Source organism: Mycobacterium sp. NGS48 (genome assembly GCF_059812585.1).
The window spans coordinates 140,278-157,802 of the sequence record NZ_JCALCY010000007.1 but is presented as its reverse complement, the minus strand read 5'-3'; the positions used below and the strand labels follow the sequence as shown (position 1 = coordinate 157,802).

General features: G+C 62.2%; 15 protein-coding genes and 1 tRNA gene. 4 read left to right on the top strand and 12 right to left on the bottom strand.

Annotated elements, in window-relative coordinates; genetic code table 11:
* Window positions 1–7 precede the first annotated feature (7 nt).
* Window positions 8–93, top strand: a tRNA-Leu gene (locus AC5Y42_RS15190).
* Here AC5Y42_RS15190 and AC5Y42_RS15185 read toward each other — a convergent pair.
* From AC5Y42_RS15185 to AC5Y42_RS15170, 4 genes are all read right to left on the bottom strand, one after another.
* On the bottom strand, window positions 75–1,721 hold the full coding sequence (locus AC5Y42_RS15185) for a recombinase family protein (protein WP_012394803.1): 1,647 nt from the start codon (window positions 1,719–1,721) through the stop codon (window positions 75–77). The two genes, AC5Y42_RS15190 and AC5Y42_RS15185, sit on opposite strands and share 19 nt — an antisense overlap.
* Window positions 1,722–1,907: 186 nt before the next feature.
* Window positions 1,908–3,437: a replication initiator gene (locus tag AC5Y42_RS15180; protein ID WP_095562670.1), complete on the bottom strand. Its 1,530-nt coding sequence runs from the start codon at window positions 3,435–3,437 to the stop codon at window positions 1,908–1,910.
* Window positions 3,434–4,867 (bottom strand): FtsK/SpoIIIE domain-containing protein, encoded by a 1,434-nt coding sequence (locus tag AC5Y42_RS15175; RefSeq protein ID WP_047037876.1) that lies wholly within the window; start codon window positions 4,865–4,867, stop codon window positions 3,434–3,436. Before AC5Y42_RS15175 ends, AC5Y42_RS15180 begins: the two co-directional genes overlap by 4 nt.
* Before the next feature lie 89 nt (window positions 4,868–4,956).
* Complete coding sequence (locus AC5Y42_RS15170; RefSeq protein WP_011893911.1) at window positions 4,957–5,301, bottom strand: SCO3933 family regulatory protein; 345 nt, start codon at window positions 5,299–5,301, stop codon at window positions 4,957–4,959.
* Between the two features lie 240 nt (window positions 5,302–5,541).
* Here AC5Y42_RS15170 and AC5Y42_RS15165 point away from each other — a divergent pair, with 240 nt between their 5' ends.
* Window positions 5,542–6,360, top strand: a complete 819-nt coding sequence (locus tag AC5Y42_RS15165; RefSeq protein ID WP_012394806.1) for a hypothetical protein — start codon at window positions 5,542–5,544, stop codon at window positions 6,358–6,360.
* Window positions 6,361–6,365: 5 nt separating this feature from the next.
* Complete coding sequence (locus tag AC5Y42_RS15160; RefSeq protein WP_012394807.1) at window positions 6,366–6,833, top strand: NUDIX hydrolase; 468 nt, start codon at window positions 6,366–6,368, stop codon at window positions 6,831–6,833.
* 10 nt (window positions 6,834–6,843) lie between these two features.
* On the opposite strand, the gene AC5Y42_RS15155 is transcribed toward AC5Y42_RS15160, so the two are convergent.
* Complete coding sequence (locus AC5Y42_RS15155) at window positions 6,844–7,380, bottom strand: HD domain-containing protein (RefSeq protein ID WP_012394808.1); 537 nt, start codon at window positions 7,378–7,380, stop codon at window positions 6,844–6,846.
* A 356-nt stretch (window positions 7,381–7,736) separates the two neighbouring features.
* On the opposite strand from AC5Y42_RS15155, the gene AC5Y42_RS15150 reads away from it, so the two are divergent.
* Window positions 7,737–8,216: a transposase gene (locus AC5Y42_RS15150; protein WP_081288816.1), complete on the top strand. Its 480-nt coding sequence runs from the start codon at window positions 7,737–7,739 to the stop codon at window positions 8,214–8,216.
* Window positions 8,217–8,351: 135 nt separating this feature from the next.
* Here AC5Y42_RS15150 and AC5Y42_RS15145 read toward each other — a convergent pair whose 3' ends face one another.
* From AC5Y42_RS15145 to AC5Y42_RS15115, 7 genes are all read right to left on the bottom strand, one after another.
* Window positions 8,352–9,473, bottom strand: a complete 1,122-nt coding sequence (locus AC5Y42_RS15145; protein WP_016889182.1) for an acyl-CoA dehydrogenase family protein — start codon at window positions 9,471–9,473, stop codon at window positions 8,352–8,354.
* A gap of 66 nt (window positions 9,474–9,539) precedes the next feature.
* Window positions 9,540–11,165 (bottom strand): fatty acid--CoA ligase, encoded by a 1,626-nt coding sequence (locus AC5Y42_RS15140; protein ID WP_046286959.1) that lies wholly within the window; start codon window positions 11,163–11,165, stop codon window positions 9,540–9,542.
* A 14-nt stretch (window positions 11,166–11,179) separates the two neighbouring features.
* Window positions 11,180–11,833: a transglutaminase-like domain-containing protein gene (locus AC5Y42_RS15135; protein ID WP_012394811.1), complete on the bottom strand. Its 654-nt coding sequence runs from the start codon at window positions 11,831–11,833 to the stop codon at window positions 11,180–11,182.
* The gene (locus AC5Y42_RS15130) at window positions 11,830–13,287 is read right to left on the bottom strand and encodes a cytochrome P450 (protein ID WP_047037865.1); all 1,458 of its coding nucleotides are present in this window, start codon (window positions 13,285–13,287) and stop codon (window positions 11,830–11,832) included. Before AC5Y42_RS15130 ends, AC5Y42_RS15135 begins: the two co-directional genes overlap by 4 nt.
* Before the next feature lie 115 nt (window positions 13,288–13,402).
* Window positions 13,403–14,938 (bottom strand): flavin-containing monooxygenase, encoded by a 1,536-nt coding sequence (locus AC5Y42_RS15125; RefSeq protein ID WP_046285470.1) that lies wholly within the window; start codon window positions 14,936–14,938, stop codon window positions 13,403–13,405.
* Between the two features lie 61 nt (window positions 14,939–14,999).
* Entirely contained in the window at window positions 15,000–15,965 is a 966-nt protein-coding gene (locus AC5Y42_RS15120; protein ID WP_046285469.1) for an alpha/beta hydrolase, read from the bottom strand.
* Window positions 15,962–17,479, bottom strand: coding sequence for a flavin-containing monooxygenase (locus AC5Y42_RS15115; protein WP_046285468.1), 1,518 nt, complete (start codon window positions 17,477–17,479; stop codon window positions 15,962–15,964). Before AC5Y42_RS15115 ends, AC5Y42_RS15120 begins: the two co-directional genes overlap by 4 nt.
* Window positions 17,480–17,525: the final 46 nt, after the last annotated feature.

Below are 17,525 nucleotides of genomic sequence, written 5' to 3'. Positions count from 1 at the left end.
GGCGTCGGTCCGAGTGGCGGAATGGCAGACGCGCTAGCTTGAGGTGCTAGTGCCCTATTAATGGGCGTGGGGGTTCAAGTCCCCCCTCGGACACGTCCGGCGACACGACTTAAGTCGGCAGTCGCCGTGACTCGCTGAAGATGCGGGTCGTAGTCGAGGCGCAGGCCCAGGCTTGCGTATACCTGAGCGCGTTCCGCCCCGGTTGCCTCACCAAGCACTGCTGACAGCCCGCCCAATTCCTCAACCAACTCGCTGATTTGTGCGGCAGTCATGACGCGAGGTCGCTCCGCTTGCTCAAGACGGACCTTCAGCTCGTCGCGCTCGGCGGTGCGGCGGCGCAATGCAACAGTCAAATCCTCAACGGCCACACCAGACTCCACGGCGGTAACCAGAGCAGCAACCTTCGCATTCGCCTCGCTGAGCTGGCGCCGCAAGGCCGCGTAGCCAGCCCCTGCTACCGGGTCCGCGTCTTGCCCGCGTGCCAAGTCGGCCGGATCGGCCAGGGTGGCGATCCATTCGTCAAGTCGCGCAGTCACCTCATCTTCACGGAGGTAGACGGTGCGCGGGTGATCACTCAGGTCCGCGGGTACCGAACGCGACTTACCGAGCTCACAACGGTAGAGGATGCGTGTTGTTCGCTTCCCGGCGCGGGCAGCGCCCTGCATCCGCCGTCCACATGCGGCACAGAACAGCAGCCCACGCAGTGCATATGGCACTGTTGACTCTCTGCTGCAAACAAGACCGGGACCCCGCCGCGCCTGCATCCGAAGACGAACAGCCTGCGCTAGTTCGTCACGGATCAGCGCTTCATGCGTGCGGCGTTCTGGTGCGATCCAGTCGGCCTCATCACGCCACCGCATACGAGTCTCATACCCCGCAGCGACATCATCGGGGTTGACCAGAACCTCGTATTTCTCCTGCTTGCCCCAAACACGGATACCGCGGTACGCCGGGTTGTCGAGTATCGCGCGGATCGCCGAATGGGACCATCCTCGTGGGTCACGATGCCGATTCCGTGCCGGGTCGTACTGGCTCGGTGACGGTACACCATCGTCGGTGAGCCGTTGCGCGATATAGCGCAGGCCCGCTCCGTCGGCGTACATGCGGTAGATCCGCTCGACGACCGAAGATGTCGCGGGGTCGGGTTCGAGGCGGTGAAGCCGCTGCCCAAGATTGGCCTTGGCAGGGTTTGGATGCGGGCCGGCATCGACGAGCCGGTAACCGTAGGGTGGTCGACCACCGAGATATCTGGCGGTGTCGTGCGCGAGTGCTGACATCGCCGTACGGACGCGCATCTGGATTCGAGCGCGCTCTCCCTTGCTCATGCCGCCGAACAGAGTCATCACCAGGTCGTGTGCCTCGGAGCCGGGATCGACCGCTCCGCCGACCTCGGGTACCCACAGGCCAACTCCGTAGTGCGTGAGGACAGGGAAGGTGAGCGCGAACTGCGGCCCGTAGAACGCACGGGCGGGTTCCCCAATCACTACGGCATCAAAGCTACGGTCCCGACAAGCGACATCAGCAAGCAGACGTGACGCCTCTGGCCTGCGCTTCCACGGCAGTGAACGGCTCTGTCCCACATCGAAGTAGTCGGCGGCGATGAATCCGCCGTGCGGAGTGATCAGGTCCATGGCACGCCGCTTCTGCCAGCTGCGGCTCGCCTCCGGGTCTTGAGCGTCCTCCGTGCTCACTCGGCCATAGAAGGCGAACCTCAGGCTCACGCCACTCCCCTCCCTGATCCAAGCATCCGGTCCCGCACAGCCATTATCACGTGTACCAGCGCGCGGTTGGCCTCGGACGGAAGTCGATATTGGTTGGGCACAACAATTTCAACACCCCCCTCTGACACCGTCGGCGCATCGGGACGAGCGTCACACCCGGAGCGAGCACGTGCTGCTCGGGACCTGTCAGCCATCGCTTCCCCCTGGCGGATCCCATTGTTGATTGCGGGCTTGGCCACGGACTTCGATCAGTCCGATGCGGCGGGTGTGGATGTGTTGGACGGCCGCGGAGTAGATGAGGGTCCGGTCGCCGAGGCTGGTGGGGCCGGCACGATCGAATTCCCATGCCACCAGATCATCGCCATCGGTGGAGTCGAGGCCGAGATCATGTTGGTGCGCAGTGCTTTTTAAACGTTGTTCACGGGTCCAGGCCGCGCGACGTTCGCGCAGCGCGGTCATCGTGGTGGAATAGCGGCGGGATTTGCTGGTGATGTGGCCCCGGTAGCCCAGGGTGTGCAGCCACCGACCGACACCGGCCAGTCCCTTATCGGCGAGTTGGCTGATGGCGGTCAGGATCGCCCGAACGTGGTCGCAGACATCGAGGTCAGCGATGGCCTCGGTGGAGATGCGTCGCGCGCTGATCCCGACGTCAGCTAAGGATTTGGTGACGTATTTCGCGAGGTAGCGAGCTACGCGGCGGCCTGGAAGAACCCCGCCGTGTGGTGAATCCTCCTGCACAGCAGAGCCGTCCGTGCCGGCGTGCCGGTTGTCGATGGGTTGGGTGTCGACTTGTGTGCCGAACCTGATCACCCGTGTCGCTGTATTTGAGGATGAGCGTGTCGCTGTATTTGAGGATGAGTCGGTGACCGTCACGGCCACGGTTCGAACGGCCTGTTGGATGATGGTGGCCAGTTCGGTTGCCGCAAGGGGCGCATGCCAGTCATGACCGCCAGAGTCATCGCTGTCGGGCGGGTCGAGGCGGATCAGGGCATGAATGTGCGGGATGAGCCGGGCTTGCAGTTCGACGACTTTGATGAAGCTGACCTGCACCGCATCCGGGTCGGCGCCCGAAGCACGTAGCTCTCGGCGCAGTGTGCGTCGCAGGGTGATGGTGAAGCGTCGCCACAGTTCGGGCAGGTGCCATGTGAACAGGACATGCCCGGTGTAGTCGTAGCAGTCCGCGCAGATCGGCTGTCCCGCATAGATATCACCTTCGCCGTGGGTTGTGCTGCACCACAGTGGTTTCCCATGCGGGCATCGGCGGTAGCCGCCAGTGTGGTGGTGGTCGCGACACACACGCTGCTTCTTGTCGCCTGCACGCGCGGCGGCGTGAACAGGCCCGTAGCTAGGTGCGGTGAGGGTGACGAACACCTGCGGACGATCGGCCACTGCTGCGGGGATGTTGTGGTGGCCGCCGGCGGTGCCAGCGTGCACGAGCTGCCACGTGTCGCGGGCGTACAGGTCTGAGCACGATGGGCATACCTGTGCGCGGCGGTTGTTGCACCGTGTCCACACCACCCGATCGCGGCCTATCTCGTCGGTACCTCTGAGTTGGATGGGGTGGGCGCAGAAGCCAACAGATTCCGCGCGCCGCCACCACGATTCGAACCCCGTCGAGGACGCGCGGCGCACCATCTGATCCACCACCGCATTGGTGTCGATCGAGCCGGGAACCCCGGGCAACACCAGCGTGGGGGCTGTCGTTGCAGTAGTCACCGTTGACCCCGGGCGGTGTCGGTGCGCCCGCTGTTGGACTGGTTGGTTCGGGTCGCGGCACGAGGTGGCCGGAATCGTGCTGCCAGAGTGGCGATGTCGTGGTCGGCGACGTGAAATGCCCGTACCCGCACCGGTTGGGCCGTGCCATCGATCATCATGTAGCCCACACCGGGAGTGGTGTCGGGGATGTGATCGCAGTCGGCCCCCGCGTCGCGGGCGCCCTGGCCCAAAACCATGGTGGTTTGGGTGGCTTCGGTCAACCGCAACCCGATTCGCACGGTAAACAGCTGCCGCATCGGCAGGGTGTCTTTGGCCGGATCTTGCACCGCTGCCACCACCGAAATGCCGACGGCCCGGCCTTGGGAGAGCAGCAGGCCCAACAGCTGTTCAATTTCGCTGCGCACCTTGCGGTCGGTCACATACGCAGTCAGCGCGGCGATCTCATCGATCACCACCACGAATAACGGCTCAGTCGGAGTCGGGGTGTGCATGCGCGTCTTGCCCCGTAACCGATTGGCGCGGGCGTGCATCACCTCCACTAGTTGCCGCAGCAGGTACAGGGTGGTGCCAGTGGCGTCGTGGGTGAACACCGTGAACATGGGTGCTCCGGCGCCCAGTTCCATGCCGCCTTTCGGGTCGATGACGCAGAGCCGCACTTGTCCGGTTTTCACGGCGGGGGCGAGGCCAGCGATCAGTGACCACAACACTGAACCTTTCCCCGCGCCGGTCGCGCCAGCCACGAGCAGGTGGTGGCCAAGCAGAGGTAGGTGCCACCAGTGGCGGGTTTCGGTGATCCCGACCCGCACCGACCCCACATCCACCGCAGTCGCCGTCGTGGGCATGGGCAGGGCAATCGGGTCGGCCAGCACGTCGCCGCGCATCAGGGTGATGCGTAGCTCTCCGGGCGCGGTCGCGCGGATGGCGATCCGGTCGGCACGCCAGGCGGCGGCTAGCGCCTCGGATTGCTTGTGCCAATCAGCCAGGGAGTGGCCGGTGACCACTCGCAGCGCCAGGACGTCGGTCGTCTTGCCGATGCGCACCGACTGCAAGGTCGGCACCAAGGTGCGTTCGCCAAGTGTGGCGGTCAGGCCGTGCAGGGTGCACACCGATTGCCAGGTGCGGGTGTAGCGCGACCAGGTCAACCAGCGCCGCCGCACCGGCTCGGTGACCCATCCGTGAAACGATCGCGGGTCCAGCCACGCCCAGCCCGCATACGCGGCAGCGAAAGCAATACCGATGATCAGACCCGCGCGTGAGCCATGGGTAATGGCCATCGCCACGCTGGCGATGATCGGGATGCTGATGGCCGGGAACAGGACCGCCCACCACAGCAGATACCCGGCCGCTTTGAACAGTGAGAGGATGAGGTCGGTGATCCAGTCGTCGTCGTTGGATTGAGAGTTCTTGCTGTTTTTGTAGTTTGATGCCATGACAAGCGTCCCTCTGGTGAGTGAATGGTCGATAGCAGCTCACGTGCTGGGGCGCGACACCCACGAGCGCCGCGCCCCAGCAAATGGGGTTATTTCTGCGCGCGGGACGCTTGATCGCTCGGCGCAGCCGCGGGGTTGGTGGGGGTGATGGCGTCGGCACGGAACGCCACGCCGCTGCGATCACCTTGAGCCCAAGGGATAGCAACCAGACCCGCGACTGAAACAGGTTGGGTGACTGTCACTTTCGGATCCCCGGCGACGGTGACGTTGAGCACTTCACCACCGGTGTCATCCAACGCCAACAGCTGCGCGGCATACAGTGGCACGCCGGTGGCGGTGTCCACTTTTGGGCTGCCGGTCTCGAAGTTCAGCCGCGGCTCGGCCGCTCGGGTGACGATGAACCGTGTGCCTGATGTGTCGATTCTTAAACGCATTGTCCCGCTGTTCCTTTCGTGATCTGTTTGCGCCCCGTTGCGGCGCTGGGCTCAGTTCACGTGGACATCGCGGACGTAGCGAGGGACGTTGGCAGGCATTGCCGACACTGCCGCAGACATTTCGGACACGACAGGGACATGCCCGTGGGCATCGGACGGGCATCACCGCCGCGGGGCGGCGGCAGTCGCATGGCAAACTAGGAACCACGCGCTGAGGATGGACAGGGATGACACGGAAAGATGTGCGCTGAGACGACGGGCGATCAGGACGGCGACGCCGAGGCCGCCACGATCCCCAACGATCGCCTCACCCAACGGCTGCACGCCAAGGGACTCTCCCCACAGAGGTTCGCCACTGCGGTGGGCGTGGATATCAAGACGGTGCGCCGCTGGCTGGCCAACATCGACTACAACGTCCGCGAGGACAACGCCCGCCGCGCCGCTAAGCTGCTTGGCTGCACACCGCACAACCTGTGGCCCAACCAGTATCCTGCCCCTACCGCGAGCGCGCTGGCGACGACGTCGCTGGGTGGTCCGTTCACCGCGACGCTGTATGCCAGCCGCACCCAGCTGCCGATCACGACGTGGCAGCAGCATTTCGGCGACGCCACCACCGGCATCGACATCCTCGTCCTGGCGGCCACGTTCCTGTTTGACACCCTCGACGGCTTCCTCGACATTCTGCTCGACGCCGCCGCCCGCGGTGTGGCGGTGCGGTTTCTCGTCGGGGATCCTGACACTGCCACCACGATCCTGCGCGGCAAGGAGGAAGGCATCGGCGAGGCCGTCATCGCCCGCTGCCGCACGTCCGTGGAGTTGCTCGCCCCGCATGCCGATACCCCGGGGCTGGATATCCGCACCCACGACACCACGCTCTACACGTCGATCTTCCGGGTCGACGACGCCATGATCGTCAACTTCCACATCTACGGCTCACCCGGGCGCAACAACCCCGTGCTTGTGCTGTCGCGCCACCACGAACCACGGCTCTGGGCCACCCTCGAAGACGCTTTCACCCAGGTCTGGGATCGCGCCAGACCGCTCAGCGCGAAAGGCTGAACCCTATGCGAACCGACTACTACAACGACCCCAACGCCCCGCTGCCCAACAGCGTCGTTCCGTCAGCCTCGGCCATCGTCACCGACGAACAGGGTCGTATCCTGCTGATCAAACGCCGCGACAACACCCTGTGGGCGCTACCCGGCGGCGGACACGACATCGGCGAAACGATTGCCGACACCGCCGTCCGGGAAGTCAAAGAGGAAACCGGGCTCGACATTGAAGTCACCGGCCTTGTCGGTGTCTACACCAACCCGCAGCATGTCGTCGCGTTCACCGATGGCGAAGTCCGCCAACAGTTCTCTCTGTCCTTCACCACCAAGGTGCTCGGCGGTACCCTGGCCATCGATCACGAAAGCACCGACATCGCCTGGACCGATCCCGACGACATCCCCAATCTGGACATGCACCCGTCGATGCGACTGCGCATCGAGCACTACCTGCAACACCGCGACAGCCCCTACCTCGGCTAACCGGCTGGGTTTACAGCCAATCGCGTACCCGTCGGACCGCCGCCAACAGTTCGTCGCGCCCCGCGTCGACCGCGCGGTGCACCGGGTCCTCGGGTCCATAGCGGCCCAACACCTCGATCAATCGATCTCGCGGTGATACCGGCGCCCCGTCCGGCCCGGTCGTCAGATCGCAAAAGGTCAACACATCCAGAACATCGCTGGGCGGATCGCTGAACGCCGCTAAACCTGACAAGCCGCGCTCGGCAGCTTCCGCGTGCGCCCCAGTATGGAACGCCACCAGGGAGGCGACCAGCTCCCGAAAACCCGCCGCCCGGGCAAACTCTGCGCCATCGAGCGGATGAAACCCGGTCCGGCGCAACGACGGTGCGTAGCCGATATCGTGCAGCCACGCCGCTGCCACCAAAGAGTCCGCTGTCTGGGCATCGAACCGCCGACTCAGCCGCTCGGCAGTCGTCGCGACACCCCGCACATGCGCCAACCGCCGCAGCTGCCCCACCAGTCGCGTCTCGGCCTCTCGCCGTGCACGCTGCGCCAGCATCCCGCTCACAACCGCCATCCTACGAGTCCCATCGCCATGGCGCAGACCCGCAACTGATGCTCAGCGGAGCCCGGGCCGCCATAGCCCGCGAGGAACCGGCGGCTACCTGCGGGCTTCGCTACGCTCCCTCTGCTCCCGTCCGCTGGCGCTCCCGTCCGCGCCGCTCGCTACGCTTCGCCCTCCGTCCGCCGCCACACAAGCTTGCACACGACGACGAGCGCTGTACATCTCAACGGCCACGGCATCCTGGCACCACGACAAGCCAGGACTGTCCTCGCTCCTCGCCGCATCGAGACGGCGCGGGCAGCAGGCGCGACCAACGCCCGCCTGACCGCCGCTGGCCTGCGATGTGAGAACTTTCTTTACTGCTATCAAGTCGATGGCGGCACGTTGCCACCAGCTCGACACCGCAGCCGCCCGACTCGAACGCCACGTCGACACCATCACCGCCACCGCCGCACCCGAGCTACAGCGTCGGGCCCGACACCGCTGCCACCCTGCTGACCGCCCTCGGCGACAACCCCGCTCGGATCGGCAGCGACGCCGCTTTCGCCAAACTCTGCGGGGTCAGCCCACTGGAAGCCTCCAGCGGCAAAACGATCCGCCACCGGCTCAATTGGGGAGGCAATCGCGACGCCAACCGTGCCCTGCACGTCATCCTGGTGGTGCGCATGCACCGTCACCAGCCCACCCGCGACTACTTCGTTCACCGCCTGGCCGAAGGCAAAACCAAGAACGAGATCATGCGCTGCATCAAGCGTACATCGCCCGCGAGATCTACCACGCCCTCCGCCAACCCAGCAGAAGAACCAACGAACTCATTGCCTGAAGAACTCATTGCCTGAAGATAGGAGCATCTGGTATCAACTCCCGAAGGGCACCCGATCCGCAATGTCCACCCATTTCGTGGCGATACGGCACCACTGTCGATGCCATCACCCTCACAGGTGAGTAATGTGCAGGTGGCAAATCGTTCAGGGTCATAGGGAACGCGAGATGATTTCCTTCATCACCTCATTTGTGCCGGCGTAGATTTTCTGCACGCGCTGGTCCACCCACAATCTCGAGATGGGATACTCGGTCATGTACCCATATCCGCCGTGGAGCTGCAAACAGTCATCGAGCACCTTCATCGCTCGCTCAGTGGTCCACCATTTCGCCATGGCGACGGTCTGGACGTCGAGTTGGCCCGCGAGGTGTAGGTCGATGCAGTAGTCCAAAAATACTCGTGCGATGCGCGTTTCGGTTGCAGCTTCGGCCAAGATGAATTTCGTGTTCTGGAAGCCGAAGACGGGCCGTCCGAACGCTTCCCGCTCACGGGTGTATTTGAGTGTCTGCTCCACGGCAAGTTCCATCGCCGCGACCGCCCCAACCGCGACGATGAGCCGCTCTTGAGGTAGCTGCGTCATCAGCTGAATGAAACCCTGACCCTCGGTCTCGCCCAGGAGGTGCGAGCGGGGAACTCTTACGTCGTCGAAGAACAACTCGGAGGTGTCTTGTCCGCGTTGGCCGATTTTGTCGAGGACCTTGCCGCGCCGGAATCCGGGTCGATCGGCTTCGGCGACGATCAGCGAGATGCCGGCGGCGCCCTGACTTGGATCTGTCTTGGCGACGACGATGATCAGGTCGGCTTGCTGACCGTTGGTGATGAAGGTCTTTGCGCCGGTGATCACGTACTCGTCACCGTCAAGAATTGCTTTGGTCTTGACACTCTGCAGATCAGAACCGGTCCCTGGCTCCGTCATGGCGATAGCACCGATCATTTCGCCTGAGGCCATCTTGGGCAGCCACTGCCTCCGTAGTTCTTCGGCCGCATACTGGAGGATGTAGTGCGCGACGATTCCGCTGTGCAGCCCTGCGCCCCATGAGCTGTCCCCGACTCGGGCTTGCTCTTCGAGTACGACGGCTTCGTGCGCGAATGTGCCGCCTCCCCCGCCGTATTCTTCGGGTATGGACATGCAGAGCAGGCCTAGTTCGCCGGCTTTGTGCCACAATTCTCGGTCAACTTGGTGCTGGTCTGCGAAACGTTGCGCATGTGGTGCCAATTCGGTCGAGAAGAACTTCGCGGCAAGGTCACGAAGCTCGAGCAATTCGGCGCTCATCCAGGGAGAAATTGATGCTGTCACAGGATTCCCTCTCGGCTGTTCAATATCAATGGGTTTGATTTCTTAGGACGTTTCGATCTGATACTCGCCGGCGGAGTGACGCGCGCGTATGGCCTTCTTGTCGTATTTTCCGACGCTTGTTCGGGGAATCTCAGACACGAAGCTCCACCGCTCCGGGATCCACCACTTGGCGACCTTGTCCAACAGAAACGCGCGCAGTCGGTCGATGTCGACCTCGGCTCCACGGTGAACCACGACCAGGGCGAGCGGTCTTTCCTGCCATTTGTCGTCGGGAACTGCCACCACCGCAGCCTCGTAGATCGCCGGGTGACCAATCAGCGTGTTTTCCAGCTCGACTGAGGAGATCCATTCTCCACCTGACTTGATGACGTCCTTCGCACGATCGGTCAGCGTGAGATACCCGTCTGGGTCGATCCGGCCGACGTCGCCGGTGCGCAGCCACCCTCCGTCGAACTTGTCCGGATCATTTTCGCCGAAGTAGGCGCCGGTGATCCACGGGCCCCGCGCCTGTATTTCACCCACTGATCGACCGTCCCACGGCACGGTCTTCTTATGGTCGTCACGCAACCGGATCTCGACACCGCACATCGGCCGACCCTGGCTTTCGCGCATCTCCCACGCACGGGTCTCGCCTACTCCGTGCGCTGCGCGTGCGACGGTAGCCAGCGGCGAGGTTTCGGTCATGCCCCATGCCTGCACGATAGGCACGTTGTACTTGTCTTCGAATGCCCGCATCAGCGAGACGGGGACTGCCGATCCCCCGCAGGCAACCAGCCGAAGTGAGGAGATATCCCGGGCGGGATTCGATTCCAGGTATCGATCGACATCGTTCCAGATCGTCGGCACTGCACCGGCGATAGTCGGCTGAGTCTCTTCGATGATCGACACCAGCGGCGCGGCCTGCAGATGGCGATCGGGTAATACCAAGTCCGCACCAGACATCAACGCCGCGTAGATCAGTCCCCACGCATTGGCGTGAAACATCGGGACAATGGCCAGGATACGGTCGGCCTCGCTCACTGCCAGGGCGTTCGACGTGCAGGCGGTCAGTGCATGTAGGTAGGTCGAACGGTGGCTGTAGACAACACCTTTGGGATTTCCAGTAGTCCCGCTGGTGTAGCACATGGCCGCGGCGGAACGCTCATCGATCTCGGGCCAATCGAAAGTCTCCGGTTGCTGCGCCAGGATCTCCTCGTAACGCAACACCGTCTTCCCGCATCGCTGCAGCGGAGCGAGGTCGCCGCCCCCGGTGGCGATGACCGTATGCACCGACTCCATCGCTGGTAGCGCACTAGCCAACAATGGCGCAACCGACGCATCCACCAGGATGATCTGATCGCTGGCATGGTTGGCGATGTACGCGAGTTGCTCTGGAGCCAAACGAATGTTGAGGGTGTGCAGCACCGCGCCCATGGAGGGAACCGCGCAGTAGGCCTCGAGATGCTCTTGGTTACTCCACTGAAAAGTGGCCACCCGTTGATCTGCCGTTATTCCCAGCCCGCGCAACGCATTGGCAAGTCGGCCCGCTCGCCCCAGGACGCTACGGTAGGACATACTTCGGCATCCAGTTCCGTCGGGGGTGATCACCTCGCTGTTTCCGTGAATGGAGGCGGCATGGCGGACAATTGCCGAGATTGTGAGCTGGACGTCTTGCATCGTGCTGTGCATTTCGCATCGGCCCTTCAGGCGAACAGGTCTGGATGGCGACTCGCATCGCCTATGAGCGTCCCGTAGTGGGTTCTGAGCGCTTGCAGGATCTCTGCCAGCGGTAGATCGTCGAAGGCGCCTCGATCCCTCAGATATTCCATGTGTTGTGTGCCGTCACCGGCGAACCCGTGCAGCAGGGCGTCTGTGCGCCCGTCGAAATCAATTGGCGGGACGCCGAACCGTGCGCATAGCTCGCGATTGAACGCCGGAGTTGCCTTGACCCAGACACCGCAGAGATGCATGAGGCTGTATCCGTGGTAGACGAATACGTCGGTACCGCCCATCCGCTCACGCAATGTCTCGGTCTGAAGGTGGTTTCGGACATCGGCGAACCCCAGCCGCGCTGGGATGCCTGCTGCTCGGCAGGCCGCCGTCAAGAGCACCGCCTTCGGGACGCAGTAAGCGCGGTCTGCAGTTGCGATGGTGCTGGCGCGATACGCATGCGGGTCATCGGTCACGGTGTAGGGGTCATACCAAATCGAGTCGCGGACCGCAGTGAAGATGGCTATGGCCTTCGTGGTGTCGTCGACCGCGCCGCGGGTCGCCGATGCAACGAAGTCGCGTACCGATTCATGTTGCCAATCGAGGAACTCCGTGGGCTCCAGGTAAGGCGAGTTCTCACCGCTCATCGGTGCCGCAACGTCACAGGCAGTCCGTCCACGGGAATGGGCAGCGAGGTGTTGTCCCAACGCACGTGATAGTCGTTTGGGACCGTCCAAGTGTAGGTACGCAACATCTGGTGCAGGATTGCCTTCACCTCGAGTGTGCCGAACTGCATCCCAATGCATTTGTGCGCCCCCCCGCCGAACGGCACCCAGGCGAATCGGTGCTGTTGGTCCTCGCGCCGGGGCTCATCGAAGCGCGACGGATCGAAACGGTCCGGGTCGCTCCATATTCTGCGGTCGAAGTGATTTACGGCGGGTGTGATTGCGCACAAGGTTTCACGGGGGATGTGATAGCCGTCGATGGCGACATCGCGGACGGTCTTGCGCATCACCAGCGGAACGGGCGCCAGCAGACGCAGAGCTTCTTTGAGGATCAGATCGAGGACCGTCATCTGCTCCAGTTCGTCGATATCTGGCGAATCGTCACCGAAGGACCGCGCCTCCGCCGCTGCCTTCTCCTGCCACTCAGGATGTTTAGCGAGGAAGTAGGTCACAGCAGTGGTGGTGATCGTGGAGGTATCATGGGCGGCCATCATGAGAAAGATCATGTGGTTGATCACATCCTCGTCGGAGAATCGTTCACCGTCTTCCGTGGTCGCCTGGCATAGGGCGGCGAATAGATCGTCGGTCTCGCCTGCACGCGCGGCCGGCAGGTGTCGGGAGAAGTAGTCCTCCAACACGCGCCGCCCATGCACGCCGGCGCGGAACCTGGTGCCCGGGAGTGGAACTCGCACAAAGGAACTCGCCGCGCGAACAGTGGAAATGAACGCCTCGTTGACAGCAGCGCTCTCGTCCTTGCCGCGGCCACCCATGAAGACATCCGTGGCAATATCGAGGGTGAGATTCTTCAACAACGGGTAGATCCGGACCGACGGACCGGTCGGCCACGCGGGCACGGCTGCGCGAACGCACGGGGCCACCTGCCCGACATATCCGGTCAGGCGAGGACGCGTGAACGCCTCCTGCATGATGCGCCGGTGCATCAAATGTTCGTCGAAGCTCATGAGCATCAACCCGCGATGGAAGAAAGCATCGATCAAGAAGGACCAGCCATCCTGAGAAAAGGCCTTGGCTTCGCTTGTGAACGCCTCACGCGTTGCGTCTGGACCGGCGATGACCACCATTTTGGTACCGAATGCGCCCATCCACGACACCGAGCCCAAACGTTCGTAACGCTCCCGACTGAATTCTGAACCAAATCGGATGTAGTCGACAGTGTGCCCCAGCAACGGGAGTCCAGCGTCCCCTAGGACGGCTCTCAGCCCAGATCCGGCGGGGGCCAGCGCAAGTTCCCGGACTCTCCAGTCCCGACTCCACTGTCGCCATTTGTCATCGACGACGCGGGGGGCGGGCGCCAACAGGACAGACGTCAACCGCTCCTTGGGGTGACGCGTGAGTGCGAGAAGCTGATTAGCCACGATGCCTCCTGGGCGCTCTGCTGCACGGGTATCTGGTAACAGTTTACATAGATGTGCTGAATGTCAATATTCGAACAATGAACAGTGAAATGTTAGACACCGCCTGCGACCCGGATCATCTGCGCAGCCTCGCGCCGTTCTCACTCGGGCCGTCTAACTGAAGGCGTTCAACGTGCCTGAATAGATAATCGTGATTGCGTGGTTTGCGGGTGAGGATCCGGTAGGCAAATGTAGGCCCAGGCCAGTTCGTCGGGATCGCGCCACTCGAGGTCGTGTACCAGCTCGCGCAAAGCGCCCACACCGACCTTCGCAGCCGCCGGCCCAATCGTGTGTTGTAGCTTTGCTCGATGTCTGGCCTGACGTCGACCGTACGCCCTGGGGCACTCGCCAAAATCTTGATGAGGGCACCGACATAGCGGACCTGAGACTCGATCATGTAAATGATCGACCCGGAACCGACGTTCGTGTTCGGGCCATAGAGGAGAAAGAGATTCGGGAACATCGGGACTGTAATGCCCAGGTATGCGTGCGCCTGCGTCCCCCACACCTCGTCCAGAGTCACTCCGCCCCAGCCGCGAACACGCATCGGGGCGAGGAAGTCGGTAGCGCGGAAACCTGTTCCGTAAATGACGACGTCCGCGTGGTGGAGTACGCCATCGTCGGTCACGACTCCCTTGTCGCAAAGCTTCGCAACCGCGTTGGTCACCAACGAGACTTCACCGTTGGCAATCGCGGGGTAGTAATCATTCGAGAACAACACCCGCTTGCACCCCGGCGCATCTGATGGCGTGAGTTGCCGGCGCAGCATTGGATCGGCAACCTGCCGATGGAGGTGGTAGCGGGCGACCGCGCCGAGAATGCGTGACAAGGGCTTCGCGTCGACCAACGTCACTGCGAGCACTTCAAAAATCAGCCATACCGCGAAACGCTCAAGACGCGGCCACAGCGGCAGAACCTTAATCAGCTGTTGGTGAAGACGTCCGTACCTGCTGTCCCACTTCGGCAAAATCCAAGGCGCCGTGCGCTGATACAGCGTTACGCGCTGTGCCTCGTGTGCGATCCATGGCACAAACTGTATCGCGCTTGCGCCTGTCCCGATGACGGCTACTTCCTTGCCGCGCAGCGATACCGAATGGTCCCAACGCGCCGAATGAAAACGCGGCCCCTCGAAGGTGTCTTCGCCGGCAATATTCGGCGTATGAGGTCGCGAGAGCTGCCCCACGGCCGAAATCACGACATCGCACCAGATCGTCTCGCTGGATTCGGTCACCAAACGCCAACGGCCGGCCTGTTCATCGAAGGTCATCTCGACGACTTCGGTCCGCGTGCGCAGCTGCAGGTCCATTCCGTCGGCCAGGACGAGTCGGCGAAGATATTGGAGTATCTCGGGCTGTTCTGCATAACGTCTCGACCAACGAGTGTTGGGCTTGTCCGAGAGTGAGTACAACGCTGACGGCACGTCGCAAGCCGCTCCTGGATAGGTGTTGTCGCGCCAGACGCCGCCGATGTCTGCAGCCTTTTCCACCATGGTGAAGTTGGTGAATCCGTCCCTCTTCAGCTGATGGGCCATGGCGATACCCGCGACGCCGGCCCCGATGATCACTATCGACGGATCGTGTCCTCGAGGATCCCTCGCAAAGCCGCCTGTCATGAGACAGCTAAGAAGCAGTTGATGGCGCGGTGGCAGTGGAGCATCCACGGTCCCAACACTTTCACCGGTGGGCCGAAGCTTTCAGGAAGTTTCCAGCGCGGTGGATCGCCTCACGAGCCTCGGGCAGGATTCGGAACATGGCTTGGAACACGTGGATCTGTCCCCGGTACACCTGTATCTCAACGCTTGATCCGGCCGATCGGAGGCGGTCGGCAAGATGCCTCGAGTCATCGATCAACATTTCTCTTCCGCCTACCTGAATCAGGATCGGTGGCATGGACCTGAGGTCTGCGTCGAGCACGCTGATTCGCTCATTGCGGTGATCTGCACCAGCCACGTACAGGTCAAGAGCGCGGGCCGCGGACCGAGCAGAGGCGAAAGGATCACGGCGGCGAAGTTCGCGTGCCCTCGCGAGTTCACATGTCAGATCCAGGACCGGAGACATGAGAAGCATCGAATCCGGCAGCGGAAGTCCGTCACTACGTGCGCCAAGGGCGGTGGCCATCGTGAGCTGGCCGCCCGCCGAGTCCCCGGCCACCGCAACACCGCGTTCGCCGGAAGCCGAAGGCTGCCCTGTGACGAGCCAGCGGTATGCGTTCAGTGCATCGTCGGCGGCAGCGGGAAAGGGATAGCGTGGAGCTAGCCGATACCTCACCGCAAAGATGGGCCGACCGCTCGCGGAGGCAAGTTCACCGAGCAGGCCGCGGTGGGTAGCCGGTGAGCACATGGAGTAGGCGCCGCCATGAATGTAGAGCAACGGAACCGCGTGTGGATCGACTGCAGGAGAAGTGATCCAATCCCCGCGTATCTGATTCCCGGCGAACTCGGTATCTATTGTGCGAACCGCCACGCTTCGGCGGGGCCGCGATCCCACAAGCGCCATCCGGAGTACGCGATCCATCACCGCGAGGCCGTGGGCGTTCGACGGGATGAGTTGCGACAGCGGACGCAGTGTGTTTCGCGAAGTCATTGCCACGAAATGACTTGCAAGACTGGGGCGCCGGTCCGTCGCATCAGTGTCGGTCACCGTGCGCCCACGGATTCTGCGCGACGTTCAAATCGGTAATCGGAGAGCCGGAAGGTGCGGCTACGCCAGTAAGTCTCCAGGGTCGTTGACGGACGCAACGGAACATCGCCGTGTTTGTCGAAATAGTAACTGTTGGCATTGGAACAGCTCGGCTGCCAGAAAACCTGTCGATGTCGGCGGTTAACCATGTCAGCGAAGTAGCGGTCGTTCGCCTGCTGTCTGACCTCTACGTAATCAGCCTTCAGCGTGCGCGCACGACGAAGACAGCGGACGATATGCCGACTTTGCGCCTCGATGAGTGTGAAGTAGGAGGAGCCGTTGTAACCATAGGGACCGAAGATATTGAAGTGATTCGGGAACCCTGGGACGCTCACACCCTCGAAGGCTTGGAGGCGGTGCTCATCCCACCAGGCAGACTGCTCCACTCCACCGCGTCCCTTCAGCACATAAGTCGGCATATTGCCCGACTCCATCACTTTGAACCCGGTGGCCAAGACCATGACATCGATCGGATAACTCTTGCCATCTTCCGTGTGAACCGAGGCATGGTCGACATGGGTGATGCCGCTGGTCTCGAGCGAAACATTGCGACGGTTGTACGTTGCGAGATAGGAATTGTGGAAACTCGGTCGCTTACAACCCAACGAATAGCGAGGAATGAGTTGGTCTCGAGTCACCGGATCGTCGACCGCCCGACGCATATAGCGTTTCGCCGCCTCTTCCATGAGGTCCGACACAGGGATCAACGAGTGAAAATGAGCTGCGATTGGAAATGTGAACTCGACGAACGCCTGACTCGCAGTGCGCGTCATCAGTTGTGCCCCTGGCACCAACCGCATCACTGTCGCGGCCCAGCTCGGTATGGAGAAATCCGGCTTCGGCAAGCAGTAAATCGGCGTTCGCTGGAAGACCGTCAGACTTGATGCGATCTTCGCGATTTCGGGAATCAGCTGCACCGCAGATGCCCCAGTCCCGATCACCGCCACCCGCTTACCGGTGAGATCTTTCGTGTGGTCCCATCTGGCCGTATGCAGCGTCACGCCGGCGAAGTCGCGCACTCCTGGAATATCAGGCCACTTCGGCCGACTGAGAACGCCAGAGCAATTTATCACAAAACGCGCGGTCAGATTCTGACCAGAGGAGCAGCTCAGCCGCCATAGTGCGGCGCCTTCGTCGAAACAGGCTTCGTCCACAGTCGTGTTGAACCGGATGTAATTTTGGAGTCCGTATTTTTCTACACACCGCTCTGCATAAGCCTTCAACTCATCCCCGTGAGCGTAAGTACGTGACCAGGATGTTCGCATCTCATAAGAGAACTGGTAACTATAGGACGGAATATCGACCGCTATTCCCGGATACGTATTCCAGTGCCATGTGCCGCCGACGCCATCGGCGTCATCGACTATAAGAAAGTCCGCAAATCCGGCCTTCAACAGGCTGATGGCTGTACCAATCCCAGAAAACCCGGCTCCGACTATTACAATTTTGTAGTGCTGCCCAGACTCAGAACCCATTACTTCCTCACGTGCGCTTTGATGTTTACCCTATCCGCTGCTGCAG

Coding starts and splice junctions, on each gene's coding strand:
- AC5Y42_RS15175 (WP_047037876.1), bottom strand. CDS start 4,867: ATGGCATCAAACTACAAAAACAGCAAGAACTCTCAATCCAACGACGAC.
- AC5Y42_RS15170 (WP_011893911.1), bottom strand. CDS start 5,301: ATGCGTTTAAGAATCGACACATCAGGCACACGGTTCATCGTCACCCGA.
- AC5Y42_RS15165 (WP_012394806.1), top strand. CDS start 5,542: ATGTGCGCTGAGACGACGGGCGATCAGGACGGCGACGCCGAGGCCGCC.
- AC5Y42_RS15160 (WP_012394807.1), top strand. CDS start 6,366: ATGCGAACCGACTACTACAACGACCCCAACGCCCCGCTGCCCAACAGC.
- AC5Y42_RS15145 (WP_016889182.1), bottom strand. CDS start 9,473: ATGAGCGCCGAATTGCTCGAGCTTCGTGACCTTGCCGCGAAGTTCTTC.
- AC5Y42_RS15140 (WP_046286959.1), bottom strand. CDS start 11,165: ATGCACAGCACGATGCAAGACGTCCAGCTCACAATCTCGGCAATTGTC.
- AC5Y42_RS15135 (WP_012394811.1), bottom strand. CDS start 11,833: ATGAGCGGTGAGAACTCGCCTTACCTGGAGCCCACGGAGTTCCTCGAT.
- AC5Y42_RS15125 (WP_046285470.1), bottom strand. CDS start 14,938: ATGACAGGCGGCTTTGCGAGGGATCCTCGAGGACACGATCCGTCGATA.
- AC5Y42_RS15115 (WP_046285468.1), bottom strand. CDS start 17,479: ATGGGTTCTGAGTCTGGGCAGCACTACAAAATTGTAATAGTCGGAGCC.